Origin of the sequence: Paenibacillus lautus, from assembly GCF_050482385.1 — a bacterium.
In the GTDB taxonomy this organism is placed as follows: Bacteria; Bacillota; Bacilli; order Paenibacillales; family Paenibacillaceae; genus Paenibacillus_AQ; species Paenibacillus_AQ lautus_B.
This window is the reverse complement of the sequence record NZ_JBCNHV010000010.1, coordinates 817,681-842,655: the sequence shown is the minus strand read 5'-3', so window position 1 is coordinate 842,655 and position 24,975 is coordinate 817,681. Positions and strand designations below refer to the sequence as shown.

At 48.9% G+C, this 24,975-nt stretch carries 21 protein-coding genes, 11 tRNA genes and 1 rRNA gene; 30 read left to right on the top strand and 3 right to left on the bottom strand.

The window, feature by feature from the left end:
• Positions 1-209 precede the first annotated feature (209 nt).
• The 20 genes from rrf to yajC all read left to right on the top strand — a co-directional run bounded on the left by rrf (position 210) and on the right by yajC (position 9,556).
• Positions 210-326, top strand: a 5S ribosomal RNA gene (gene rrf / locus ABEW73_RS15075).
• A 9-nt stretch (positions 327-335) separates the two neighbouring features.
• Positions 336-411: transfer RNA gene (locus tag ABEW73_RS15070), tRNA-Asn, on the top strand.
• Between the two features lie 5 nt (positions 412-416).
• Positions 417-508, top strand: a tRNA-Ser gene (locus tag ABEW73_RS15065).
• A 17-nt stretch (positions 509-525) separates the two neighbouring features.
• Positions 526-600: transfer RNA gene (locus tag ABEW73_RS15060), tRNA-Glu, on the top strand.
• Between the two features lie 118 nt (positions 601-718).
• Positions 719-794, top strand: a tRNA-Val gene (locus ABEW73_RS15055).
• Positions 795-828: 34 nt separating this feature from the next.
• Positions 829-905: transfer RNA gene (locus tag ABEW73_RS15050), tRNA-Met, on the top strand.
• Positions 906-935: 30 nt separating this feature from the next.
• A tRNA-Asp gene (locus ABEW73_RS15045) sits at positions 936-1,012 on the top strand.
• A 132-nt stretch (positions 1,013-1,144) separates the two neighbouring features.
• A tRNA-Lys gene (locus tag ABEW73_RS15040) sits at positions 1,145-1,220 on the top strand.
• Positions 1,221-1,261: 41 nt separating this feature from the next.
• Positions 1,262-1,336: transfer RNA gene (locus ABEW73_RS15035), tRNA-Gly, on the top strand.
• A 4-nt stretch (positions 1,337-1,340) separates the two neighbouring features.
• Positions 1,341-1,417 (top strand) — tRNA-Arg (locus ABEW73_RS15030).
• Between the two features lie 41 nt (positions 1,418-1,458).
• Positions 1,459-1,538: transfer RNA gene (locus ABEW73_RS15025), tRNA-Leu, on the top strand.
• A gap of 8 nt (positions 1,539-1,546) precedes the next feature.
• A tRNA-Pro gene (locus ABEW73_RS15020) sits at positions 1,547-1,620 on the top strand.
• Positions 1,621-1,767: 147 nt separating this feature from the next.
• A complete protein-coding gene (locus ABEW73_RS15015; RefSeq protein ID WP_430167284.1) occupies positions 1,768-2,481 on the top strand; it encodes a BofC C-terminal domain-containing protein in 714 nt (237 codons plus the stop codon).
• A 213-nt stretch (positions 2,482-2,694) separates the two neighbouring features.
• On the top strand, positions 2,695-3,198 hold the full coding sequence (gene ruvC / locus ABEW73_RS15010) for a crossover junction endodeoxyribonuclease RuvC (protein WP_076320426.1): 504 nt from the start codon (positions 2,695-2,697) through the stop codon (positions 3,196-3,198).
• The gene (ruvA, locus tag ABEW73_RS15005) at positions 3,195-3,812 is read left to right on the top strand and encodes a Holliday junction branch migration protein RuvA (RefSeq protein ID WP_430167282.1); all 618 of its coding nucleotides are present in this window, start codon (positions 3,195-3,197) and stop codon (positions 3,810-3,812) included. Before ruvC ends, ruvA begins: the two co-directional genes overlap by 4 nt.
• Positions 3,813-3,841: 29 nt before the next feature.
• Positions 3,842-4,849: a Holliday junction branch migration DNA helicase RuvB gene (ruvB, locus tag ABEW73_RS15000; RefSeq protein WP_076320428.1), complete on the top strand. Its 1,008-nt coding sequence runs from the start codon at positions 3,842-3,844 to the stop codon at positions 4,847-4,849.
• Between the two features lie 57 nt (positions 4,850-4,906).
• Positions 4,907-6,997: a SpoIID/LytB domain-containing protein gene (locus ABEW73_RS14995; RefSeq protein ID WP_430167279.1), complete on the top strand. Its 2,091-nt coding sequence runs from the start codon at positions 4,907-4,909 to the stop codon at positions 6,995-6,997.
• Between the two features lie 5 nt (positions 6,998-7,002).
• Positions 7,003-8,034, top strand: a complete 1,032-nt coding sequence (gene queA / locus ABEW73_RS14990) for a tRNA preQ1(34) S-adenosylmethionine ribosyltransferase-isomerase QueA (RefSeq protein ID WP_430167277.1) — start codon at positions 7,003-7,005, stop codon at positions 8,032-8,034.
• Positions 8,035-8,054: 20 nt separating this feature from the next.
• Entirely contained in the window at positions 8,055-9,194 is a 1,140-nt protein-coding gene (gene tgt / locus ABEW73_RS14985) for a tRNA guanosine(34) transglycosylase Tgt (RefSeq protein WP_430167275.1), read from the top strand.
• Between the two features lie 47 nt (positions 9,195-9,241).
• Entirely contained in the window at positions 9,242-9,556 is a 315-nt protein-coding gene (gene yajC, locus ABEW73_RS14980; RefSeq protein WP_430167273.1) for a preprotein translocase subunit YajC, read from the top strand.
• A gap of 118 nt (positions 9,557-9,674) precedes the next feature.
• Here the strand turns inward: yajC and ABEW73_RS14975 are convergent, their stop codons facing one another.
• On the bottom strand, positions 9,675-10,064 hold the full coding sequence (locus tag ABEW73_RS14975; RefSeq protein WP_215162314.1) for a TIGR04086 family membrane protein: 390 nt from the start codon (positions 10,062-10,064) through the stop codon (positions 9,675-9,677).
• Positions 10,065-10,256: 192 nt separating this feature from the next.
• Here ABEW73_RS14975 and ABEW73_RS14970 point away from each other — a divergent pair, with 192 nt between their 5' ends.
• The gene (locus tag ABEW73_RS14970) at positions 10,257-11,039 is read left to right on the top strand and encodes a YetF domain-containing protein (RefSeq protein ID WP_430167271.1); all 783 of its coding nucleotides are present in this window, start codon (positions 10,257-10,259) and stop codon (positions 11,037-11,039) included.
• Here ABEW73_RS14970 and spoVB read toward each other — a convergent pair.
• Positions 11,036-12,643, bottom strand: coding sequence for a stage V sporulation protein B (gene spoVB, locus ABEW73_RS14965; protein WP_430167269.1), 1,608 nt, complete (start codon positions 12,641-12,643; stop codon positions 11,036-11,038). The genes ABEW73_RS14970 and spoVB overlap by 4 nt on opposite strands.
• A 188-nt stretch (positions 12,644-12,831) precedes the next feature.
• Between spoVB and ABEW73_RS14960 the strand changes: the two genes are divergently transcribed.
• From ABEW73_RS14960 to ABEW73_RS14935, 6 genes are all read left to right on the top strand, one after another.
• A complete protein-coding gene (locus tag ABEW73_RS14960) occupies positions 12,832-13,089 on the top strand; it encodes a post-transcriptional regulator (protein ID WP_430167267.1) in 258 nt (85 codons plus the stop codon).
• A 131-nt stretch (positions 13,090-13,220) separates the two neighbouring features.
• Positions 13,221-14,471 (top strand): protein translocase subunit SecD, encoded by a 1,251-nt coding sequence (gene secD, locus ABEW73_RS14955; protein ID WP_430167265.1) that lies wholly within the window; start codon positions 13,221-13,223, stop codon positions 14,469-14,471.
• Positions 14,461-15,378, top strand: coding sequence for a protein translocase subunit SecF (gene secF / locus ABEW73_RS14950; protein ID WP_430167263.1), 918 nt, complete (start codon positions 14,461-14,463; stop codon positions 15,376-15,378). Before secD ends, secF begins: the two co-directional genes overlap by 11 nt.
• Before the next feature lie 139 nt (positions 15,379-15,517).
• Complete coding sequence (locus ABEW73_RS14945) at positions 15,518-16,483, top strand: cation diffusion facilitator family transporter (RefSeq protein WP_430167261.1); 966 nt, start codon at positions 15,518-15,520, stop codon at positions 16,481-16,483.
• 61 nt (positions 16,484-16,544) lie between these two features.
• Positions 16,545-18,944, top strand: a complete 2,400-nt coding sequence (gene recJ, locus ABEW73_RS14940; protein WP_430167259.1) for a single-stranded-DNA-specific exonuclease RecJ — start codon at positions 16,545-16,547, stop codon at positions 18,942-18,944.
• A gap of 26 nt (positions 18,945-18,970) precedes the next feature.
• Positions 18,971-19,486, top strand: coding sequence for an adenine phosphoribosyltransferase (locus tag ABEW73_RS14935; RefSeq protein WP_430167258.1), 516 nt, complete (start codon positions 18,971-18,973; stop codon positions 19,484-19,486).
• 95 nt (positions 19,487-19,581) lie between these two features.
• Here ABEW73_RS14935 and uraA read toward each other — a convergent pair whose 3' ends face one another.
• Positions 19,582-20,880 (bottom strand): uracil permease, encoded by a 1,299-nt coding sequence (uraA, locus tag ABEW73_RS14930; RefSeq protein ID WP_430167256.1) that lies wholly within the window; start codon positions 20,878-20,880, stop codon positions 19,582-19,584.
• Between the two features lie 301 nt (positions 20,881-21,181).
• On the opposite strand from uraA, the gene ABEW73_RS14925 reads away from it, so the two are divergent.
• The 3 genes from ABEW73_RS14925 to ABEW73_RS14915 all read left to right on the top strand — a co-directional run bounded on the left by ABEW73_RS14925 (position 21,182) and on the right by ABEW73_RS14915 (position 24,927).
• The gene (locus ABEW73_RS14925) at positions 21,182-23,350 is read left to right on the top strand and encodes a RelA/SpoT family protein (protein WP_430167254.1); all 2,169 of its coding nucleotides are present in this window, start codon (positions 21,182-21,184) and stop codon (positions 23,348-23,350) included.
• A gap of 132 nt (positions 23,351-23,482) precedes the next feature.
• Positions 23,483-23,926, top strand: a complete 444-nt coding sequence (gene dtd / locus ABEW73_RS14920) for a D-aminoacyl-tRNA deacylase (RefSeq protein WP_076320444.1) — start codon at positions 23,483-23,485, stop codon at positions 23,924-23,926.
• 494 nt (positions 23,927-24,420) lie between these two features.
• Positions 24,421-24,927, top strand: a complete 507-nt coding sequence (locus ABEW73_RS14915; protein ID WP_430167252.1) for a type 1 glutamine amidotransferase domain-containing protein — start codon at positions 24,421-24,423, stop codon at positions 24,925-24,927.
• Positions 24,928-24,975: the final 48 nt, after the last annotated feature.

The following is a 24,975-nucleotide window of genomic DNA, read 5'->3' as shown; positions in this document are numbered from 1 at the left end:
ACCCCAAAAAGTGAAGCGAAGTTTTGAAGCAACGCCGAATACTTTCCGGGGACCCCGATATTACATGGGGGAAATGCTACGGATTCTAAAACACGCAAATTCGTTTCGTATCTAGTTTTCAGGTGATCAAAACTGAATTGTAAGTGTACAAGTTATACTTGCAAGGAGGATGATCACGGCATTTGGCGATGCCGGATCCTGAATATACGTTTGGTGGCGATAGCGGAAGGGTTCCACGCGTACCCATACCGAACACGACCGTTAAGCCTTCCAGCGCCGATGGTACTTGGACCGAAGGGTCCCGGGAGAGTAGGACGTCGCCAAGCGATACATATTCCCTGATAGCTCAGTTGGTAGAGCACTCGACTGTTAATCGAGTTGTCACAGGTTCGAGTCCTGTTCGGGGAGCCACTTATGGAGAGGTGTCCGAGTTGGCCGAAGGAGCACGATTGGAAATCGTGTAGGCGCCAAAAGCGTCTCGAGGGTTCGAATCCCTCTCTCTCCGCCAGCAAGGACTGCATATATGGCCCGTTGGTCAAGGGGTTAAGACACCTCCCTTTCACGGAGGTAACAGGGGTTCGAATCCCCTACGGGTCACCACTTTCTTAATTGCATCAGGGGATGAGAATCCCGTCGGTTCGTCGGAGGGTAACTTCGTAAGCAGAGGCTTCGCAGTCTCGAACGAAGTGAGAGTATCCCCTACGGGTCACCACAATATGGAGGCTTAGCTCAGCTGGGAGAGCATCTGCCTTACAAGCAGAGGGTCGGGGGTTCGATCCCCTCAGCCTCCACCATAATTTATCACCATTGCAGCAACCCTTATAATGACGCGGGGTGGAGCAGTTCGGTAGCTCGTCGGGCTCATAACCCGAAGGTCGTAGGTTCAAATCCTGCCCCCGCAACCAATTTATATCGCGATAGCGATAATGCCTCATGGAACTGTGGTGTAGAGGCCTAACATGCCTGCCTGTCACGCAGGAGATCGCGGGTTCGAATCCCGTCAGTTCCGCCATTCTTACAAGCTTCAGGGATGAGAATCCATCATGGGTTCGTCGAAGCATCATCTTCATTAGCATAGACTTCGCAGTCTCGAACGAAGAGAGAGTATCCCGTCAGTTCCGCCATTCTTTCCTCTTAGTAATAAGAGCCATTAGCTCAGTTGGTAGAGCACCTGACTTTTAATCAGGGTGTCGAAGGTTCGAGTCCTTCATGGCTCACCATCTTTACCAAGAGAGCTTGAGACGGAATACATATTTACATTGCGGACGTGGCTCAGCGGTAGAGCATCGCCTTGCCAAGGCGAGGGTCGCGGGTTCGATTCCCGTCGTCCGCTCCATTTTGCGCCCTTAGCTCAGCTGGATAGAGCGTTTGACTACGAATCAAAAGGTCGGGAGTTCGAATCTCTCAGGGCGTGCCATTTTTAAACTAAATTACTTACTCTAAATGAAGTTTTATTGTGCCGGTGTGGCGGAATTGGCAGACGCGCGCGACTCAAAATCGTGAGGGAAACCGTGGGGGTTCGAGTCCCTTCACCGGCATTAATTAACGGGATGTAGCTCAGCTTGGTAGAGCACCTGGTTTGGGACCAGGGGGTCGCATGTTCAAATCGTGTCATCCCGATTCGAATCGAAAGACTGCTTTCAGTGTAACTGAAGGCAGTCTTTCTTTGTCATGGATTGAAAATGATGCTAATGGCAAAAACGAAACTGAATAATTTGGCAGCTTCCCGGTCACAATATGAAAAACATTGAATAGAAGGGGATAACCTTGAGTGTTTTTCATTTCTTTAAGAAGCTGTTCAGAAAACGCTGGAGACGCTGGAGACGCGCGATTTGGTCTTGTGCGATCCTATTGATCGCAGGTGTCATGATATGGTCCGGCCAGAATATAAAGGATCAGATGAATAAGCTGCTCACTGCTGCATCCGACGAAACGCCACTGGCCGTAGAAACGATGCATTACTTGCAGATCGAGGATGAGAAGCAGGAAGAACGCAGGCAGGATCAGAGGGAATTCATGCAGAAGCTGAATACCTCAAAGGGAAAGAAGCATGTTCATGTTCGCATCACTTATGTATGTGGCATCGAAGAGCAGAATATGGGAAAGCTTACGGCGGACGGTATTTATGAACTGATGAATAAAAATCCTTTATGGCAGGGACGCTTGGATAACAAAGGTGTAGTTTGGCTGGAGCACACCGTATCCGACCTTTCACCCACCTGTAAGAGGCAAGCTTATATGAGTATCGATTCCAAAGGAAACTTAACGTTGTTTGACGGCCCACCGGAAGAGGAGAAAGTGATGCGAACCTTCTTTCAGCTGGATGTCGGTTCGATGGAGTCTTCTTTGCCTAAAGATGTGATCAAGCAGCTTGAAGAAGGTATTCGAATCCAAGATATGGAAGAGTATAACAGTGTTCTGTCAACCTTTAGCGATTATGCACGGGATATGGCTGAGAATGTCATGAACCCGACCCCTTAAAATTGTCCCAGCTTTGTCGCTTGGTGACCGAAAATGCTGCTGCCCGGAAATTTTCCGGGCAGTTTTTTGCGTTGGAGGGGGATATCAGCGGTCTCAATATAGTGGATACGTAACGACTGCTTAAAGGATCAAAGTTTTTCCTCAACAGAGGTCGATCTTTTGTTATAATGAGAGAACGATACATATGTTCGCTTCATCAGAGGAGAGATTGGTTTGCGCATTTTAGGGATCGACCCCGGGATTGCGATTGTAGGTTTCGGGTTTGTAGATAAGGTTGGAAGTAAAGTCACACCTGTACAGTATGGCTGTATCCAGACGGAAGCCCATACACCGGATGAAGAGAGGCTGCAGCACGTGTACGAAGGCATGCAGCAGCTTATTGATAAATATGAACCTGAGGCCGTTGCTTTCGAAAAATTGTTTTTTAACCGCAACGTAACCACGGCGATGTCTGTATCCCAGGCAAGAGGGGTTCTTATCCTGGCTGCGGTCCAGCGCGGGCTCCCGATTGCAGAATATACGCCGATGCAGGTGAAGCAGGCGATTGTCGGCTATGGCAAAGCCGAGAAGAAACAGGTACAGGAGATGGTCAGGATGTTCCTGAAGTTGCAGAGCATTCCCAAACCTGACGATGTGGCGGATGCATTGGCTGTAGCGATCTGTCACGCGCATTCCTATACACTGAATTCCAAGTTAAATGAGGTATTGCGAAAATGATCGATTTTTTACGGGGACAGGTAGTCCACTTAGAGAGTGAATATATTGTACTGGATGTTCATGGGGTAGGATATCGGGTGTTCTGTCCGAATCCGTATGCCTTTGCCAAAACCGAAGGAACCGTCACGGTGTTTACCCATCATCATGTCCGTGAGGATGCCATCCTGCTGTTTGGATTTCCGACGCGGGAGGAACAGAAGCTGTTCCGTAAACTGATCGAAGTCTCGGGAATCGGCCCGCGTGTGGCGTTGGGCATATTGGGCGGGGGATCTCCGGATCATGTGGTTTCCGCGATCTACCAGGAGAATGTATCCTTCTTAATCAAACTTCCGGGAATCGGTAAGAAAACAGCGCAGCGCATGATTCTGGACCTTAAGGACAAGCTTGAGGGATTCGGAAATGCGAGCATGATGACCGGTCTTTTTGCCATTCAGGAGCCTGAGCCGGAAGCTGACGGCTCGGCGTGGTCTGAGGCACGTGAGGGATTGAAGGCTCTTGGTTATACGGATAGCGAACTGGACAAGGTCTGGCTCAAAATTAAGGATTCTGCCGCAAGCGGTGAATCCGTCGATGTGCTGATGAAACGGGCACTGCAGCAGCTGTACGCCGGTTAGAGGATCGCTGCAGGAGAGGAGTTTATTAGATGGACGATCGAATTATTTCCGCCAATCTGATGATGGACGAACAGGCTGTCGAGCTTAGTCTGCGTCCACGCTATTTGGCTGAATATATAGGACAGAATCAAGTTAAGGAAAATCTCAAGGTATATATCGAAGCGGCAAAAATGCGTAACGAAGCGCTTGACCACGTGTTGTTGTACGGTCCTCCGGGTCTCGGTAAAACGACGCTGGCCAATATTATCGCCAATGAGCTTGGCGTTAATCTCCGTACGACTTCCGGTCCGGCAATCGAGCGACCGGGGGATCTGGCTGCACTTCTCACTAATCTGCAGGAAGGAGATGTCCTGTTTATTGATGAGATCCATCGGCTGCACCGGACGGTAGAGGAAGTGATGTATCCGGCGATGGAGGATTTTGCGCTGGATATTATGATCGGGAAAGGGCCAAGCGCACGCTCGGTGCGTCTGGACCTGCCGCCGTTTACCTTAATTGGCGCCACTACCCGGGCTGGATTGCTCTCTGCGCCGCTTAGGGACCGTTTTGGCGTGGTAAGCCGTCTGGAATTCTATACGGTGGACGAGCTGAGTTACATTGTGTCACGCAATGCTGATCTTTTGGAGATCGAGATATTAGGAGAGGCAGCAGAAGAGATTGCCCTGAGGTCGCGCGGGACGCCCCGCATTGCCAACCGTCTCTTGAAACGGGTACGTGATTATGCCCAGGTTCGAGGAGATGGCATGATAACACCAAGCATCGCTCAGGAAGCGCTGAAGATGCTGCAGATCGATCCGATGGGACTGGACTTTATTGATCATAAAATGTTGAACGCCATGATCAAAAGTTTCCGTGGGGGGCCTGTAGGCCTGGATACCATTGCGGCAACCATTGGAGAGGAAAGCCAAACCATTGAAGATGTTTATGAACCGTACCTCCTGCAGATCGGTTTCTTGCAGCGTACACCCCGGGGACGGGTTGTAACACCCACAGCTTATCAACATTTAGGTATTCCCTTTCCAGAGGATCGTCGTTAGATTATAGAATTATTACATTCATACCAAATCCTAATAGCTACAGGAGGAAAGACTTAAATGGATAGGAACTGGACGAAATCATTATTTAGTTGGACCACCAAGGGACTCTTGTCACTGGCTGTTGCCGGAACCTTATGGAGCGCGCCTGCAGTACATGCGGCGGCTCCTTCAATAGATACGATTCGAGTTGCGATGTTTTTGGAGCTGGGAAGTCAGTATAAATCAACAACCAATGCCGTTACGCTGAAATCCGCTGAGGTTTTGACGACATCGCTGCTTGTATCCGGTGCTCAGCAGACTTTGATGAGCATTCCAGCAAACCAGCAGGTCCGAATGAGTGTGGATACATACCGCGTCAAGGTGCTTGAGACCACGGATTGGAAAACGGCTTCGGAAGCGGCGAAAAAACTGGAGGCGACGAATGACAAACCGATGCTATTTGCAGACGGCAACGTATACAAACTATATGCCGGTATGTATGGGACAGAGAAAGCGGCCGTTGACGCGGCAACGCGAACTGCGAAGACAGTGGCTGCTTATCTGAATGGTCATACGCCTTCTGTTAAAGGCGGGCTGCATTTGTCTGCGGGATCGTACGGATCGGAGGCTGAGGCGGAATCTGTACGTAAGACGTATGCAAATGCCGGCATGGATGCCTTCAATGTTGTGGTACCTAACGGAGGTGCATCCGCTTATGAGGTTTGGGTAGGCGAGGCAGCCAACACAACCGATCTGGCTGCAGTCAGACAGGAAGCCGCTCCAATATCCGGCGCCCTCGTTGAAATAAATGCCGCTACCCCGGGTCTGATGATGAGACGAGATGTAAGCCTGAACCTGGCGACTCCTCAAGAGACACAGCATTATATGTTGTCAGGTGGTCAGTCGGTTCTGCGGGTAGAAGGAAGCTCAGGTGCCGGAACGAATGTGAAGGAGCGATCGGATCGCTCGTATCGCGGCGCTTTGGAGATCGGACAAAAGAACGGTCAATTGTATCTTGTCAATGAACTGCCGTTCCAGCAGTACCTGTATTCCGTCGTTGGAGCCGAGGTGCCGTCTACTTGGGGGGCTGAAGCTCTGAAAGCACAGGCTGTGGCAGCACGCAGTTATGCGCTCTTCCAAGGAAATAAGTTCGAGGTAGCCCATGTCGTGGACACCACGCTAAGCCAGGCCTATTACGGGACAGCCTATGAGTATCCAAGCATTATTCAAGCAGTGGATGCAACCGACGGCGAAGTAGTCATGAAAGATGGAAAAATAGTGGAAACCGTGTTTTCCTCCAATAGCGGAGGAATGACGGCGGACTCCACCGAGGTGTGGGGTAACCGTAACGATCTGTTTGCCGCGGTGGAAAGCCCTGGAGATTCCACATCCCAGGCAGCGCTTAAATCCTGGTATCATGTACTTCTTCCGAGTGGCGCTACAGGTTATGTCCGTGAGGACAATGTGAAGGAAACCGGCAACAAAACATCGGCAGGACTCTTGTATATGACCGTTACCGCCAAGGACACGAATGTACGCCCATTGCCATTGATCCAATCGAACGTTGAGCCTGTAGGCAAGATGAATCCAGGAGAAACGGCTGTCGTCCTTGAGAAAGTGGCAGAATCCAACAGCTATGACTGGGTTCGAGGTCCGTATACTTCGGATCAACTACTGTCCTCTCTAAAAGGAAAAACCTCTAGCAGCCTGCCTGCTTCTATTACTTCGCTGGATGTAACGGAGCGAGGCCCGTCTGGACGTGCCCTTACGGTTAAAGCCAACGGTCAAGTGCTGGACGTAAAATATCCGGATATGTTCCGCTCGGCTTTTAACGGTCTGCCAAGCACATTGTTTGATATTGAATCGACCGGAAGTTATACTGTATTGAGCGCGAATGGTGCGGTATCAACGGTTTCAAGCGGCCAAACGATATCCGTTATCTCAGGGAGCGGTAACGGAAATGTCAAAGGTTCCGGTACCGTTGTGATGAATGGAACGGGGAAAGCGCGTGTGATTGAAAACTCTTTCGGCTTTAAATTTACCGGTAAAGGTTTGGGTCACGGACTGGGCATGTCCCAATGGGGGGCCAAAGGAATGGCAGATGAAGGGTATGATTACAAGCAGATACTCCAACACTATTACCGCAACACGACTATTACGAAGGACTGACCGACATGAATGTGGATTTGTATGATTTTGAATTACCCGAACACTTAATTGCACAGACGCCGCTGCTTGATCGAAGCTCTTCCAGGCTGCTCACGCTGGACAAAGAGAGCGGACATATAAGCCATCAAACGTTTGCGGACATCATAGACAGCCTGAATCCGGGGGATACACTCGTATTAAACGATACCAAGGTCATACCGGCCCGATTGTTCGGTGCAAAGGAAGACACCGGTGCGAAAGCAGAGGTCCTTCTGCTGAAGAATATGGGGCAAGACCGGTGGGAAGCACTTGTGAAACCCGGCAAGAAGTTGAAAAAAGGGAACGTAATTTCCTTTGGGGACGGTAAATTAAAAGCGATCATTGAGGAAGAAGGCGAGATGGGTGCTCGCATCCTATCCTTTTCGTATAAAGGGATTTTCCAAGAAATCCTGGATGAACTGGGGCAAATGCCGCTTCCGCCATATATTAAGGAGAAGCTGGATGACCGCGATCGGTATCAGACCGTGTATGCGAAGCATGAAGGATCTGCAGCCGCTCCCACAGCGGGCCTGCACTTCACGGAAGCTCTCCTGGAACAGATTCAGGCCAAGGGAGTAGACATCGCCTTCATTACTCTGCACGTGGGACTGGGGACATTTCGTCCGATGTCCGTGGAACAGGTTGAAGATCATGTCATGCATGAAGAATACTATTCCCTTTCCCAGGAAACCGCTGAGCTGCTGAATGAAACGAAGCGGCGCGGGGGCAGGGTTATCGCTGTAGGGACTACCTCTTGCAGAACGCTGGAGACGGTTGGATCGGCGCTGAAAGGCGAGCCACTGCGTGAGAGCAGCGGCTGGACAAGCATTTTCATATATCCCGGATATGCTTTTACCGTTGTGGACGCGCTGATTACGAATTTCCATCTGCCGAAATCCACGCTGGTGATGCTGGTCAGTGCGCTGGCCGGACGCGAACACATTATGAAAGCGTACAAGGAAGCTGTTGAGAAGGAATATCGATTCTTCAGCTTTGGCGACGCGATGTTTATCTATTAATTCGGAGGTTGGTTAATACAATGGTAGCAGCTGTTACTTATGAACATATTAAAACATGTAAACAATCGGGCGCGAGGCTCGGCAGAGTGCACACCCCGCACGGCGTGATCGATACGCCGACATTTATGCCGGTGGGAACATTGGCAACCGTAAAAACCATGAGCCCGGAAGAACTAAAGGCTATGGATGCCCACATTATATTGAGCAACACCTATCACCTCTTTTTGCGTCCTGGACATGATATTGTGAAGGAAGCGGGCGGACTGCACAAATTCATGAACTGGGACCGTCCGATCCTGACCGATAGCGGAGGTTTCCAGGTATTCAGCTTGGCAGAAATGAGAAAAATATCGGAAGAGGGCGTACATTTCCGTTCTCACTTGAACGGAGATAAACTGTTTATCTCCCCGGAAGTCGCGATGGAGATTCAGAACGCGCTCGGATCTGATATTATGATGGCTTTTGATGAATGCCCGCCTTATCCTGCGGAGTATGAATACGTTAAACAATCAACCGAGCGGACCTCTCGCTGGGCTGAACGCTGCCTTAAGAGCCATGCTAGACCGGAAGACCAAGCCCTATTCGCCATCGTTCAGGGAGGCATGCATGAGGATCTGCGCCGTCAGAGCGCCCGTGATTTGACTTCCATGGATTTCCCGGGTTATGCTATTGGTGGACTTAGTGTGGGAGAATCGAAGCAGCTTATGTATGAAGTGCTGGATTACACGGTGCCCCTGCTGCCGAACAATAAGCCTCGCTATTTGATGGGAGTCGGATCACCCGATGCGTTGATTGAGGGCTCGATTCGTGGTGTGGATATGTTCGATTGCGTGCTTCCGACGCGGATCGCTCGCAACGGGACAACGATGACAAGTCAAGGCCGTCTTGTCGTTCGAAATGCTCAATATGCCAGGGATTACGGACCGCTGGATCCGGAATGTGACTGCTACACTTGCCGTAACTACTCGCGTGCTTATCTGCGTCATCTGATCAAGAGTGATGAAACGTTTGGATTAAGATTGACGACGTATCATAACTTGCATTTCCTGCTCAATTTGATGCGTAACGTGCGTAAGAGTATTATGGAAGACCGTCTGCTTGATTTCCGCGATGAGTTTTTTGATAAGTACGGCCTACATGATAATGAAAAAGGGTTCTAAAGCAAGTTCATGGTCATCATGATAAGTTTGTGAAAGGGGGGAAAGGAATGTTTGGAGCTTCATTTGATTTAGCAGCTGGTACAGGTCAAAGCGGAGGCGGTATTTTAGGGTTGATTCTGCCTTTCGTCTTGATGTTTGTCATCTTTTATTTTCTGCTTATTCGTCCACAGCAGAAGAAACAGAAGACCAGAAACGCAATGCTTAGCGCCTTGTCAAAAGGCGATAAAGTGGTAACCATTGGAGGCCTTCACGGTACAATTGTGGAGATTACCGACGATATTGTGGTCTTGAAAGTGAACGATGTAACGAAGTTGACGTTTGATCGCAACTCTATCAGCCATAGTGTGAATGCGGATGCATAATTACGTTTCACTTACATATGGAATGTAATCGTTATAACAAAGGCCGATTCCTTTTAGGAGTCGGCCTTTGGTTTTTAGCATGGCAGTGGATGCTCGCCAGGAGCATTAGCGTGAAACTTTATTTTTTTAAGTTGACCCCGAACATTCCCCCGATGGCGCCGGCAGCAAATACCGTGACAATCAGCGTCAAATCTCCGAGAGATAAGGAACTATCCAAAGCAAGAAAGCCAATGACGAGCAGCGTAATGCCATATATCAGCCCTGTCAGGCAGCCGTAATACCAACCTTTGTTTCCTGCGCGCTTGCCGCTCACACAACCTCCGATAAAGGCTGCGATGGCATGTACGAGAAACGTGTAGAACGATAAATCATCTTCGGCTAGTCCGCTGCCCCATAGAAGTAGGGATAACGCAAACGCGCCAAGAAACATCCAAAAAAAAGAATACAAAAGTCCTGAAAGAATCGGATTGGAGATCCTGAAAGTGAAAACTCGCCGGATCGGTTCCATGAATCATCCCCCTTAACTAATCTTGATCATTAAATTGTATGGCCAAGCCTGTACATATAGTACAAACTGAGCATTTTGCATTCGGTTTTGCATGATTTCCAATAATTAATCCGTTGTAATCGAATGGGAAAAGCTATAGCAGGCCAGAATAGCTGTACATGAGAATGTTCGACAAGCTAGGAGGGATTGTTTATGTCTCATATGACTATTCTGATTCTGCGGACCATTCTGATGTATGTGGTCATCTTTGTCACCATGAGAATCATGGGCAAACGGGAAATCGGAAAGCTGTCTATCTTCGATTTGGTCATATCCGTTATGATTGCAGAGATTGCCGTTTTTGTTCTGGAAGATGTCAAAAAGCCGATTTGGGAGGGACTTGCTCCTATCGCCGTTTTGGTTGCCATTCAGGTAGTTCTTGCTTACATCGGACTGAAGAATCGAAAAATACGGCTGTTTGCCGACGGAAAGCCAAGCATATTGGTGTCCCGGGGCAGGCTGCACCGTAAGGAGATGGCAAAGCTTCGCTATAATCTGGATGATCTGATGCAGCAGCTAAGGGGCAAAGACATTGACAGTCTGTCGGATGTTGAATTTGCGATACTTGAAACATCCGGTCAGCTCACCGTGATTCCAAAGGATACGGGGGACAGCTCAAACAGCAGTTTGAATAACTCTTCAAGCTCATCCAACACCTCAGGGTCCACCAATTTTTCATCTACTTCATCCCAATCGGAAAAAGAAAATCCTACAATCGTAGATATTCCTTACGATAAAATTACGTATGAAGGCCTGCCTATTCCGCTTATATTGGATGGAAAGGTGCAGGACGAGAACCTTGAATTAATCGATAAAACGCGGTTCTGGCTTAAGAATGAGATACAGAATTACGGTGCTAAGGATTTTAAGGATATTTTTCTATGCTCCATTGACCATAAAGGCCGGATTTACATTGACCGTAAAGACAGGATCTAACGACGGCTGAATTTGTTGAACCAGGTGCCGACGAAAGGCACACGATCCAAATCTCGCGGTGTTACCAGCTTGGTCATAAAAATCATGATGAAATAGACCAGAATACCCACTGTGATGGAAGCCCAAAATTGCAGCCATGGCGCGGTCGAAAACGGAAGATGTTTGTACCCATAGAGAACGCAGGCACCCATAATGATCATAACCGCCCCGATTTTGACATAATCCAACAGACGGAATCGAAAGCCGATCAGTCTCGATAGGCTGAAACCGTGGAGTAATGTAACTGCAATGCTGTTTACGATAATGGCAATGACGGCCCCTATTATGCCGAAGGAGGGATTGGATGCCAAAAACACGATGAGGCTCATTTTGATGATCGCCCCGAATAACGTGTTGAGTAATGCCCGGCCCGGACGGTCCAGAGCTTGCAAGGCAGCTTGAAGCGGGGACTGCACATACAGGAACAAGGCAAACGGCGCCATGATTTTGAGCATATCGCTAATCTCCGCGTTGTCGTATAGGAGCAAGCATAATGGCTCAGCCAGGACAAACATAATGATGGCAAACGGAGCTCCGGAGACAAGGGCTAGCCGAAGAGATTGGTTCATTCGTTTGTGGATGGTCGTCCGGTCATTGCGGGCGGCAGCTTCCGAGAGTGAAGGTACAAGAGAGATGGCCAGAGAAACCGTCAGAGCACCGGGCAATAACAGGAGAGGGATGATCATCCCTTGCAGTGCTCCATACTGAGCGGTTGCTACGGATGTCGCTATACCTGCCATGGCCAGGCTGCGATTGGTCAGGATTGTCTCCAGGAGGTAGGAGAATGAACCTACCATCTTGCCCCCCGTCACAGGCAATGCAATACCGAATAAACGTTTCAGGATGCCTTTATTCGAGGAAGCGCCTTCTTTTGCAGTTTTTTCGGATATTACTTCTTGCGGTTGCGGCTTAGGTAAAAGTTTATTCCTAGGTCGTCCCTCTCCGGGATATTGCAGCAGCAGGGCTATCATGCCAATCAGTTCTCCCACGGCAGTTCCGAGCATAGCACCCGCAGCCCCGTAAGCGATGCCTTTGGGCATCAAGAGATGCGCAAACCAGAGCATGCAAATGATTCGGACAATCGTCTCGATCACGGAGGAGCTTGCTGAGGGGATCATGTTCTGTTTGCCCTGGAAATATCCACGATAGACCGACGAAACGGCAATGATGATCAACATGGGTGTCATGCTGATAAAGGTTTGGTATACACGCTCGTCCGGCAAAAGCACGCCGGTTACCCAAGGGGCAAGGAGCAGACTAAGTCCCGTAAAGAGGGCGCCTGCTGTAAGGGTCACCATCAGGCTGACATGCAGGATTTGCTTGGAAGCATCACGCTTTCCGGCGCCTTCCGCTTCGGCAACCATTTTGGCAATGGCCAGCGGAATTCCGCCGGTAATGATCGTCACGAGCACGATAAAGAAGGGATAACCCAGTTGGTAAATTCCGACACCCTCGGGTCCAATGATCCGGGGGAGGGCGATCCGGGGGATAAAACCGAGTAGGCGGTTTAATATGCCGGCTGCAAGTAAGATCAGCGTTCCTTTAATAAATGATTGCTTGTTCACTGTCCATCCCACTCCCTGGTTAAGACTGAATACGGTGACACGACATGGCTATTCTTATGGATATGCCCTACCTGTCCCATCTGATGACTTTACTTTTTTTTCAGGACATGGTAGGAATAGAAGGAAAGCAATGTATCATGTCGAATGTAACTTAGGGACAACAGGGAGTCAGTGAGGAGGCCATATGCATGGAACTCGAGCAAATGAGCGAGGAAGATTTGATGAGCACCATTGAGATGGTATGCTTGAGCAAGGCTGAGGAAATGCATTTGATTGGGTACGAATATGTGACTAGCGACGATATTTGGAACTGTGTCAGCAGCAAATATGAAAAGGAAGGCATCCCCTCCCTCCACAAACTGGTCAATGACGTTCTGTCCTTGAAGGCGACAGCTTTAATGAACTTTATGACAATATCAGCATATAAGGGATCTTCTTTCGATTAATCGAAGAGGTCCCTTTTGCCTTGCGGATATAAGGGTTCATTCATAAACCCGACAAATTTTGATAAATTGACTGGGTTTTATGACATCGCTATAATAGGAATATTGAGTAAAAAGGGGGAACAAAGGACGGCATGAAGAGAATAATCAGTTTCGTCGGAACCGTACTCGTGATCACTGTTTTAATGGCCGTTACAACTCCAGGCTTGCTGAAAGACGTCCGTCTAGGTCTGGATCTTAAGGGTGGATTCGAAATCCTTTATGAAGCAGAGCCTTTGATGGAAGGGCAGCAAGTCACAAAAGAAGCACTGCAGGAAACCGCAAAGAGCTTGCAAAAGCGTGCGGATGCAATGGGAACCTCTGAGCCTGAGGTTACGCCGGAAGGGGCGAACCGGATTCGCTTGAAGGTGGCTGGCGTAACGGATGAGGCTGAAGTTCGAAAAACGATGAAAGAACCTGCGAACCTCACATTCCGAAGCAATGACGGCTGTAAAGAAGGCGAGGAGTTCTGTAAAATTGAGCTCCGCGGCGACGATTTCGTCGAGAACGGCGCATCGATTGCCTATGACCAGCTTAATCAGCCTATGATAGATATTAAAGTGAAGGACAAAGGGAAGTTTGCTGAAATTACACAACGTCTTCTCGGTCAAGAGCTGGCTATCTTCATGGACGATCAATTGCTGTCAGCTCCGACGGTACGGGCCGCATTAACGGACGGTACCGCACAAATTACGGGGAGCTATTCGCTGGATGAAGCAAAGCAGATCCGGGATACGATTAATCTCGGTGCCCTGCCGCTGAAGCTGGTTGAGAAGTACTCTCAGAGCGTAGGAGCTACGCTCGGTATGAAATCTCTTACGAAAACGGTACAAGCAGGTCTTATCGCGTCTGTTGTGATTCTGCTGTTCATGATTATCAGATATCGCGTACCTGGTTTGCTGGCAAGCTTTGCACTTATTTTGCATACATGGCTTCTGATTCTTATTTTCGTATGGGCTGACTTTACGTTGACGCTTCCAGGTATCGCAGCATTTATATTAGGTATTGGTATGGCGGTTGATGCCAATATCATCACCTATGAGCGCATTCGGGAAGAGATCAGAACTGGCAAGAGTGTTCCATCAGCGGTGAAAGCAGGCGGTAAGTCATCCCTGCGAGCCATTATGGACTCCAACTTGACGACGATACTCGTTGGCGCTGTCATGTTCGGATTTGGTACCGGCGCGGTCAAAGGTTTTGCGCTTGTATTGATTCTGGAGATCATCTTAAGTATTGCCACGAACGTTTATTTCTCCCGTTTCTTGCTCAATCTACTTGTGAATATTGGTTGGGCCCGCAAACCGAGCCATTACGGCGTAAAGGAGCGTGACATTCGTGAGCTTTAAAAACTTTGATTTCGTAGGCAAAAGCAGATTTTTTTATATTCTATCCATTGCAATTACGATTCTGGGCTTGGTATTCCTCTTGACTCGTGGACTTAACTACGGCGTTGATTTCCAATCCGGCTCGAACGTAGATATCTCTCTCTCCAAGCCGCTGACTACGGAGCAGATTAATACCGTATTAAAAGAGGCAGGAATCGGTGAAGGTGCGAGCATAACTCCTGGTAATGACCGCGTGAATATTCGATTCAGCGAGGTGCTGACCGAGGATGAGGATCTGAAGATGCGTTCCGGCATTGAGAAGCTGGATAAAACAGCCACCTTCGAGGTCAATACGGTGGACCCAGAAATGGCAAAAGAGCTGGGCCGAAACGCAATTTATGCGGTATTGATTTCCTGTATCGGGATTATCATCTATGTCAGCATCCGTTTTGAATGGCGCTTTGCGATTGCAGCGATCGTAGCCCTTCTGCATGATGCATTTGTGGTCATCAGTATTTTCTCTATCCTCGGTCTTGAGGTGGATCTGACATTCATTATTGCCGTTCTGACGATTATCGGTTACTCCATTAACGATACGATCGTAATCTTTGACCGGATCAGGGAGAATTTGAGGTTTACCAAGATCAAGCGATTCTCGGATCTTAAGGATCTGGTGAACAAAAGCTTATCTCAGACGCTCGGCCGCTCGATTTATACGGCATTGTCCGTGTTTATTGCAGCGTTCTTCATACTCCTGCTTGGCGGTGAGTCGATTCAGATGTTCTCGCTGGCCATTTGTATCGGGTTGATATTCGGCGCGTACTCTTCGATCTTTATCGCAAGTCCGCTGTGGCTCGTCCTTAAGGGGCGCAATGTCAGCAATAAACCAAATTCACCTAAGCCAAGCAAAGATAAGATTGAAATCTAATGCAGCCGCTGTTGGCGTAGCAGTCTAGATAGCAGAGGGTCCTATACAAGTAGAAAGCCGCGTCGCAGGCGACGCGGCTTTCTAAAGTTAACAGCGATAATAAATATAGGATCGATAGTGACATTGAGGGGGGCCTCAAGTGAGCAATGAACGTTTGAATCATACGGAGACTGTCCTTTGGACAGGCATTGTTACGGATTTTGCATTAGCCTTGTGTAAAGGGATCGTCGGATATTTATCCGGCAGTAAGGCTCTAATCGGAGATGCTCTGCATTCTGCGGCAAATGCCGTAACTTTATTGGTGGACCGTTTACCAAGCCTGGGTATATTCGGCAATAAAAGCTCCATTCGGGACAAACAGAAGGTTTCGGAGACGACGGAGCCCGTGATCTCGATTCTATTTGCCGTTTTATTGATCATGGGCGGTATTCAAATTGCGGTATCCGCGATTCAGACCATGGCATCAGGCGACCTGGAGCCGCCAACCAAATCGGCACTGCTTGCCGTTTTCATATCACTCGCTGTGAATGAAGCGGTGTTTCAGTACCAATGTCGGCAGATAAAAAGAAACAAGGATCCCCGGTATGAGGTGCTGTCCGCAGATCATCGATTTGCCTTGTACTCTTCGCTTACGGTATTAATCGGCGTGTCACTAGCTATGGGGGGCTCTTATTTTGAATGGACACCCCTGCTCTATATGGATTCGGTTGCGGCTCTGATTGTGGCTTGTCTCGTGGTCCGCAAAGGGTATATACTAATCGTTCATTCCGTTTATGGAACGCTCGTGGAAGAGAAGCGGCATGAGCACGAAGCCGATTTCATGGATACGATTCAGCGAGTGCATGGCGTGATCACGATCGAGGAACTGAAGGTTCAGGAATACGGGCAGATCCGTCATGTGAACATTGAAGTGAAAATTACCGTGAATCCGCGGACATCCGTATTGGAGGCTCAAGAGATTGCCGAGCGAATCCGGAAGCTGTTAACCCATCGCTTTATTCAGGTTACGGATGCCAAAATTCACGTTGTACCCTATGAACCGGGTTATCCATATAAATCGAACTATGACTTAATGGACAACGATATGCCGACACTGCCGCAGTAGCGTCTGGAGCTAACAGGTATAAGTCCACAGGAAAAAGGCAGGAAAAGGAAGGTGAGTCCCTGTGCTGTATTCCAAATATGAATGGAGAATACGCTCGGCAGAGTCATCGATCACCGATAGGCTGGCCCAGGATCTGGCGCTGCCACCCATGGTGGCTTCACTCATGGCGTCACGGGGGATACAATCAGCCGAGGATGGACGGAGATTTCTATATGGAGCGTTTGAGCTGACGCATGACCCTTATCTCATGCAGGGGATGCAGGAGGCTGTCCCGCGTATTCGTAAAGCGCTGGAGGATCGGGAACATATTCTGATCTATGGCGATTATGATGCAGACGGTGTTTCCAGCACGTCATTAATGATTCATCTGATGCGCTACTTGGGTGCATCTTATGATATTTATATACCTCACCGATCCAATGAAGGTTATGGCTTACATAATCACGCGCTGGATTGGGCCCATCAGCAAGGGGTCAGTCTAGTCATTACCGTAGATACTGGAATTAGTGCAGTCGAGCAAATTGCGTATGCCAACAGCCTTGGCATCGACGTGATTGTCACGGACCATCATGAGCCGCCTGAAGTGCTGCCAGAAGCTTATGCACTGATCAACCCGAAAATCCCTACATGCCCATATCCCTTTAAGGGGTTGGCAGGCGTAGGCGTGGCTTACAAGCTGGCACAGGCTCTCGTTGGAGAACCACCGGAGGAATGGCTTCAGATTGTTTCCATCGGGACCATTGCTGACTTGATGCCGCTTACGGGGGAGAATCGGGTGCTTGTGAAGCACGGAATTGAATCGATGCGGAATACGAGGTATGAAGGCATTCGATGCTTGCTGGAGGTATCGGGGATCCATGTGGAGCAGGTGACTGCCGTAAATGTGGCATTCTCCATGGCACCACGGATTAACGCCAGTGGCCGTTTGGATCATGCAGGCCGTGCCGTTACGCTTCTTACAACAGAACACCGTGAAGAAGCGGAGCGGCTTGCCTGGGAACTGGATGGGCTGAACAAGGATCGGCAGCAAGTGGTCGAAAATATTGTCCAGGAAGCGCTTGGCATGGTTCAAAACCGCTGGAGAGGACAGGAGGTTCCTCCTGTCATCGTATTGGCGGGTGAAGGCTGGAATGTTGGCGTGGTTGGTATCGTGGCATCCAAAATATTGGAGCGATTCTACAGGCCTGTCGTTATCCTCGGGATTGATCCCGAGACGGGAAACTGTAAAGGTTCCGCCCGTTCAATTCCGGGATTTGATATTTATGCGGCTCTGCACTCCTGCAAGGATGTCATGGACCATTTTGGCGGCCATCCGTCTGCAGCGGGCATGAGCCTCCATCGGGATCGCTTGGAGGAATTTGAACAGGGACTCCATCGATATGCTGAGGAAGCACTCGAAGAAGAGCATCTGATCGCAATTTGTGAAGCGGACCTGGAGGCCAACTTGTCGGAGGTATCGGTGCCCGTTATTGAACAGATTGAACAGTTAGGTCCGTTTGGCATGGCGAATGCCGTGCCGAAGATCGTTTTCCGGAATGTTGTCATAAAGGAAGTCCGTAAAATCGGCAAAGAAGGAAAACATCTGAAGCTTCGCTTACAGCAGAAGCGGGAGGTTATGGATGCGATCTCATTCGGATGGGGGCATCTTGCCGATATATTGCCGGTAGGCACGGCTGTGGATGTGCTTGGTGAGCTTTCCGTGAATGAATGGAACGGGAGCCGTAAAGCACAGCTCATGATTCAGGATATCTGCGCTCCTTATCAACAGGTGTTTGACTACCGCGGGATCAAAGAGCCGTTACAGGAAATTCAGCGGTGGAGAGCGGAGCTGGAGCCGCATCTGCGTTGCCCTGCAGTTCGTTCGGCAGTGGTGTACGCAAAAGATTCACATCCGGAAATAAAAAGTCAATTGTATGATATGTGCCTTTGGGTATATGATAGGAATGCTGGCATCATGCCGGATAATGATATTGCTGAAAACAGTCAAAAAGATATTTCCGTTTTGTTCGTACTGGATGTACCGGAGACGGCTGAACAACTGGATGCATTTATGTCAGCCTTCCATTCCGTTCCTAATATATTCATGCTGCATCCGACCCGGAACCTGCGCGAACGACTGCAAATTCCGGACCGCGAACAGTTTAAAAAGCTGTACGTTTCACTTGCCGGGATGACGTCCGCTCCCATGTCGGAGAATGAGGTTGTAGTACGTCTGCAGAAGCAGACTTCCTTATCTACACGCATGCTGATCAAAGTACTGGATGTGTTTGAGGAACTGGCGTTCATCCAGCGTGCCCAGGGACAGATTACCTTTATACCGAAGCCGGAGAAAAAACCGCTGGACGCTTCCCGTCACTTCCGTGAGCTAAGCGATTTGGCGGATATGGAGCAGCATTTGCTGCATGCCGGTACCGAACAGTTAACCCAATGGATGATGTCCCGCACAAAAGGCGTATCTTAACCGCAACTATACAGGAGGAGATTATTTTGGATTTTAAAGATTATATTCGTGTCGTTCCCGATTTTCCGCAGGCGGGGATCAGCTTCAAAGATATTACTACACTGCTGAAGAATGGTGAGGTGTATCGCAAAGCCATCGAAGAATTGAAGGTCATGGTATCCGATCTCAAAATTGATGTGATAGCTGGTCCCGAAGCTCGTGGATTTGTCGTAGGTGCTCCGCTGGCTTATGCTCTTGGAGTAGGATTCGCGCCAATACGTAAAAGCGGAAAGCTTCCCTATGAAACGATTGAAGTGGGATACGACCTCGAATATGGAAAAGATCGCTTGGCGATGCATACCGATGCGATCGAGAAGGGTCAAAATGTATTGATTGCGGATGATCTTCTTGCAACAGGCGGTACGATTTCGACTTCGGTCAACCTCATTCGTCAATTGGGCGGAAATGTTGTGGGAGCTGCTTTCATGATCGAACTGGCTGATTTGAATGGCCGATCGAAGCTGGATGGAATCGATGTATTTACGTTGATGCAATACGAATAAACGACAAAACTCTTCCGGATTTTCCCGGGAAATAATAAAACGCCCTGAGCTATCTGCTCAGGGCGTTTTTCAATGTACAATAAAGATGGTTTGCATTAATCCGGCGTCTTCTCTACGAGCGGCTCATCATTTTTTTCATTGGAGAGGCCGGTAATCTCGAAGACCTTGAAGAGGAGAGCCATGAGGACGCCTACAATGGTAGCCAGGGCCATACCCTTCAGCTCGACGGTACCAAACTTCAAGGTTACGCCGCTAATCCCTGTTACCAGTACCAGCGTAGCCAGGATCATGTTGCTTGCCTTGGAGAAGTCGACCTTTTGCTCAACAAAGATCCGAAGCCCGGAAGCTGCGATAACCCCGAACAGCAACAGGGATACGCCGCCCATTACAGGGGTAGGAATGTTGGCTACAACAGCGGAGAACGTGCCGGAGAAGGAAAGCACAATTGCAATAACGGCTGCTCCGGCAATTACGAATATCGAGTATACCTTTGTGAGTGCCATCACACCAATATTTTCACCGTAGGTGGTATTGGGTGTGGAGCCAACAAATCCTGACAGAATGGTGGATATACCGTTAGCCAGAAGAGAGCGATGCAGGCCAGGGTCTTTGGAAAGGTCTCTGCCCACGATATTACTTGTTACCAGCAAATGCCCGATGTGCTCCACGATAACAACGAGCGCAACCGGAATGATAGTCCAGATCGCCCCATAATCGAATACCGGGGTGGTCAGCTCCGGAGCCGACAGGAACTTCGCGTTCGCGATTTTCTCGGTGTCTACGACGCCTAGAGCGAAGGACAGAGCATAACCGACCACAATCCCGATCAGAATGTGAATGATTTTGGAGAAGCCGCGGAACAGGATGGCCCCGAATACGGTGACACCAAGAGTCACGAGCGAAATCGTAATGATTTTCGGATCAATGGACTGTCCCTCTTCTGGTAAAAAACCAGCCATACCTGCTGCAACTGGTACAAGCTCAAGCCCGATCATGGCAATGATGGCACCCATGACTGCTGGAGGGAATACAAAGTCGATCCATTTGGTACCCGCATATTTAACAATGAGAGCTACCGCACAGAAGATAACTCCTGTAACGATAAAGGCTCCTAAGGCTTTGCCATAGTTGGCATCCGGATCTTTGGCGAGCACGATCAGAACCGGAGAGATAAACGCAAAGCTGGAGCCCAGGTAAGCCGGGATCTTTCCTTTACAAAAGAAAATGTATAGCAGTGTACCAATACCGTTCATCAGCAGGATCATGCCGGGGTCCACACCGAATAGGTTCGGTACAAGCACCGTACTTCCGAACATGGCGAACAAATGCTGCAGGCTCAGAAGAAAACCTGGACCAAACGGAAGTTTCTCATCAACTTGAATTTCTCGTTGCAAACCATTTCACTCCTCTTAGGACTTTAAATATAGGACCGTTCGCGTACGATCTTTAATAGATTAAATACAATCGTTCGTTTTTTCAACAATAATTTTTACAGTTCGTCAAAATACCCAATGGATGTCAAGTTTTGATGTCTCCGCGCCGGAAACGGGCATACTATAAGTGTCTGAACGCTCGACATGTTGACGTATAACGTCTCAAGCGTCATAATGATAGGAAAACAATCACGAGGGAACCTGCACGTTTTGACAAGGGCGGGTTCCATTTTATATAGAAAGGGAAGAGAAGGACTCCAAAATGGGCATAGAGCGATTACTCGAAAAGGCCAGCGCCTATATAAAAGAACCCGATCTTCTCCGCATCCAGGAAGCTTATGAATTTGCGGAGCAAGCCCACCACGGACAAGTGCGGAAATCGGGAGAACCTTATATTCTTCATCCGCTTGCGGTTGCAGACATCGTGGTGAATATGCAGATGGACACGTTGTCTATTATTGCTGCGTTGCTTCATGATGTCGTTGAGGATACAACTGTATCGCTTGAGCAGATCCGTGAGCGCTTCGGGGATACCTGCGCACTGCTGGTGGATGGTTTAACGAAACTAGAGCGTATCCAATTCCGATCCAAAGAAGAGCAACAGAACGAAAATTATCGTAAAATGTTTATAGCGATGGCCCGGGACATCCGGGTGATCGTGATTAAGCTGGCGGACCGGCTTCATAATATGCGCACTCTTAAGTATCAGTCCGAGGAAAGCCAGCGCCGTATTTCCTTTGAAACGCTAGAGATCTTTTCCCCGATCGCCCATCGTCTAGGTATTTCCGCGATCAAGTGGGAGATGGAGGACATTGCGCTTCGTTACTTGAATCCGCAGCAGTATTACCGCATTGCGAATTTGATGCACAAAAAGCGGGCTGAACGTGAGCAGTATATTGACAATGTCATAGTCTGTATCCGTGAGAAGCTCGACGAGATGGGTATACAAGCCGACTTATCCGGCAGACCCAAGCATATCTACAGCGTGTTTAAGAAAATGACGGTGAAGAATAAGCAATTCAACGAAATCTATGATCTGCTTGCAATCCGCATTATTGTCGACAATATTAAGGATTGTTATGCTACGCTTGGCATCATCCACACCCTGTGGAAGCCGATGCCTGGCCGTTTCAAAGATTATATCGCCATGCCAAAAACGAATATGTATCAATCCCTCCACACGACGGTGGTTGGACCCAACGGGGAACCGACGGAGGTTCAGATCCGGACCTGGGAAATGCATCGTACGGCGGAGTACGGTATTGCGGCACACTGGGCCTACAAAGAAGGTTCCGGAGGCAACTTCGATAATAAAATGACGTTCTTCCGTGAAATATTGGAGCTGCAGCATGAGACGAAGGATGCCTCGGAGTTTGTAGAATCTCTGAAGATGGACTTTTTCTCCGATTTGGTTTTTGTGTTTACGCCCAAAGGCGAAGTGATCGAGCTGCCTTCTGGCTCCGTCCCTCTCGATTTTGCCTACCGAATTCATACTGAAGTAGGAAACCGTACTATTGGTGCTAAGGTCAACGGCAGAATTGTTCCGCTGGATCATCAGCTCAAGACCGGCGATATTGTGGAAATTTTAACATCGAAACATTCGTACGGTCCTAGCCAGGACTGGTTGAAGATTGCCCAATCCTCGCACGCTCGCAGTAAAATCAAGCAGTGGTTCAAGAAAGAGAAGCGGGAAGAGAACGTGGAGAAGGGGCGCGAGATGCTGGAGCGCGAGATCAAGCGCCTCGGTCTTGATGTGTCCGAGTGGACGACCGATGATAAATTAATGGAGGCGGCCAAGAAATTCGCCTTTAATGATATTGATGATATGTTATCCGCGGTTGGCTTCGGCGGGATCGCTGCCGCCCAAATCTGTACCAAAGTGACCGAGAAGCTCCGTAAGGAGCAGGAGGAAGCGAATCAGCTTGAATTGACCTCCGAGATGAAGGAAATCAAACCGGCGGAGAAACGAAGCCGTCCGACGAACGGCGTACGCGTCAAAGGGATTGATAACCTGCTTGTGCGTTTCGCTAGATGCTGCAATCCCGTGCCTGGCGACGATATTGTCGGTTACGTTACCCGCGGTCGCGGCGTATCGGTCCACCGTTCGGATTGTGCCAATCTGCCGACTGTGGATGAAGGCGAGGAGGCCGCACGCGTAATCGAGGTGGAATGGGAAATGGCCGTGGAGGCTAATTACAGCGTCGATATCGAAGTGACAGGCCATGATCGTAACGGACTGTTAAACGAAGTCCTTCAGGCCGTATCAGAGAGCAAGACGAATATTTCCGCTGTGACCGGTCGATCTGACAAGAACAAAATGGCGATGATTCACATGACGATTTTGATCCGCAATACGGATCACCTCCATTCCGTTGTGGAACGAATCAAGCGGGTGAAGGATGTATATACCGTTCATCGAATCATGCAGTGATGGCACGGTTGCGTGGTTAACGGACTCTGGGGTTTCATGGACATGGACAGTCTCGGATGATTATACGAATGCGGTCTGTTATCCTGCGGGAGACAGGCCGTTTTATTTTCTGGAAAAGAAGGAGCTAAACCAATGAGAGTGGTTATTCAAAGATGTAAGCATGCGCAAGTTACGGTTGACAATGAAATCGTAGGCAAGATTGAAGCGGGATTGATGGTGCTGGTAGGTGTGACGCACGAGGATGAAGAGAAGGATGCCAAATACCTTGCTGAGAAGGTTGCGGGGCTGCGAATTTTTGAGGATGAGGATGGAAAAATGAATTTTAGCGTCCAGGACGTGGGCGGAGCCATTCTGTCGGTATCCCAGTTTACGCTCTATGGCGACACCCGCAAGGGAAAACGTCCGAACTTCATGGCCGCCGCCAAACCGGATGAAGCGAATGCACTCTACGAATCGTTTAACCGCGAGCTCTTGGCGAAGGGGTTGCAGGTTGAGACTGGGGTATTCGGAGCTATGATGGACGTGTCGCTAACCAATTGGGGACCGGTAACCCTGATCATTGACAGCAGATCCTAAATGGTTAAAAAGACGGGCGGCATGCATCATATTGGAGAGATGGGGCATCCTGAGTGGATAATCGCTTGCTAGGTATTCACACAAAAGGAGCTGTGTTCTTATGCGTCAACCTCCCAAATTCTCAATATGGAGCAGTTTGCCTACGATGCTCGGGTCCGGAGACATAAGGGAAGCAGCGAGCACAGAACGCATGGTTACGGCTTCGGAAGATCCTGTACAGCTCATCAGCATAAAGGGAAATATGCGGAAGCAACTGCCGAGATCGTAGAACTGAATAGGATATTGTGTTGAGTCACTTCCGGTGACTACATAGCAGAGCCTGAGAACATTTCAGGCTCTTTTTTAATTCCTCATCAGTCGGGAGTCCTAACAATCCCTGTTATGACATGTAACTGAATGTGTAGATCATAGGGCTTCCGTTCATTCCACTGTTATAAAAAAGGCATTTCAGGGTAATAACAAATCGAGGACAATCATGAAAGGAGATATGCCAGATGAGTAAAGTTGCATTTCTACTAGCTGACCAATTCGAAGATTCCGAGATGAAAACTCCTTATGATGCTGTGAAGGAAGCGGGGCATCAAGCTGATATTATTGGATTGAAACAAGGACAAGAGGTAAAGGGTAAGCAGGGCAAGGCATCGTATACAACGGATAAAGCCGTTGCCGACGTCAATATAAACGATTATGATGCGGTGGTTATTCCAGGCGGCTCTTCTCCGGAAAATTTGCGTCTGGATTCCCATATATTGCAGTTTGTTGCATCAGCGGACAAGGCAGGCAAACCGATTGCCTCAATATGCCACGGGCCGCAAATTCTTGCAAGCGCCGACCTGCTGAAGGGACGTACGATCACTTCCTATCCTCCGCTTCAGGATGACATGGTAAACGCCGGCGCAAACTTTAAGGATGAGGAAGTCGTCGTGGATCGCAATTTCATTACTTCCCGGACGCCGAAAGACGAGCCAGCCTTCGTGCGCGAGCTGTTAAAGGCACTGTAAGAAGAGAGTAGCAGCATGCCGTATGGTTTGTCCATGTTATACCGGTTT

Excerpts from the sequence above, each read along its gene's own strand:
- ruvA (WP_430167282.1), top strand. The coding sequence starts at position 3,195 with ATGATCGATTTTTTACGGGGACAGGTAGTCCACTTAGAGAGTGAATAT.
- ruvB (WP_076320428.1), top strand. The coding sequence starts at position 3,842 with ATGGACGATCGAATTATTTCCGCCAATCTGATGATGGACGAACAGGCT.
- ABEW73_RS14995 (WP_430167279.1), top strand. The coding sequence starts at position 4,907 with ATGGATAGGAACTGGACGAAATCATTATTTAGTTGGACCACCAAGGGA.
- queA (WP_430167277.1), top strand. The coding sequence starts at position 7,003 with ATGAATGTGGATTTGTATGATTTTGAATTACCCGAACACTTAATTGCA.
- tgt (WP_430167275.1), top strand. The coding sequence starts at position 8,055 with ATGGTAGCAGCTGTTACTTATGAACATATTAAAACATGTAAACAATCG.
- yajC (WP_430167273.1), top strand. The coding sequence starts at position 9,242 with ATGTTTGGAGCTTCATTTGATTTAGCAGCTGGTACAGGTCAAAGCGGA.
- ABEW73_RS14975 (WP_215162314.1), bottom strand. The coding sequence starts at position 10,064 with ATGGAACCGATCCGGCGAGTTTTCACTTTCAGGATCTCCAATCCGATT.
- ABEW73_RS14970 (WP_430167271.1), top strand. The coding sequence starts at position 10,257 with ATGTCTCATATGACTATTCTGATTCTGCGGACCATTCTGATGTATGTG.
- ABEW73_RS14960 (WP_430167267.1), top strand. The coding sequence starts at position 12,832 with ATGGAACTCGAGCAAATGAGCGAGGAAGATTTGATGAGCACCATTGAG.
- secD (WP_430167265.1), top strand. The coding sequence starts at position 13,221 with ATGAAGAGAATAATCAGTTTCGTCGGAACCGTACTCGTGATCACTGTT.
- ABEW73_RS14925 (WP_430167254.1), top strand. The coding sequence starts at position 21,182 with ATGGGCATAGAGCGATTACTCGAAAAGGCCAGCGCCTATATAAAAGAA.
- dtd (WP_076320444.1), top strand. The coding sequence starts at position 23,483 with ATGAGAGTGGTTATTCAAAGATGTAAGCATGCGCAAGTTACGGTTGAC.
- ABEW73_RS14915 (WP_430167252.1), top strand. The coding sequence starts at position 24,421 with ATGAGTAAAGTTGCATTTCTACTAGCTGACCAATTCGAAGATTCCGAG.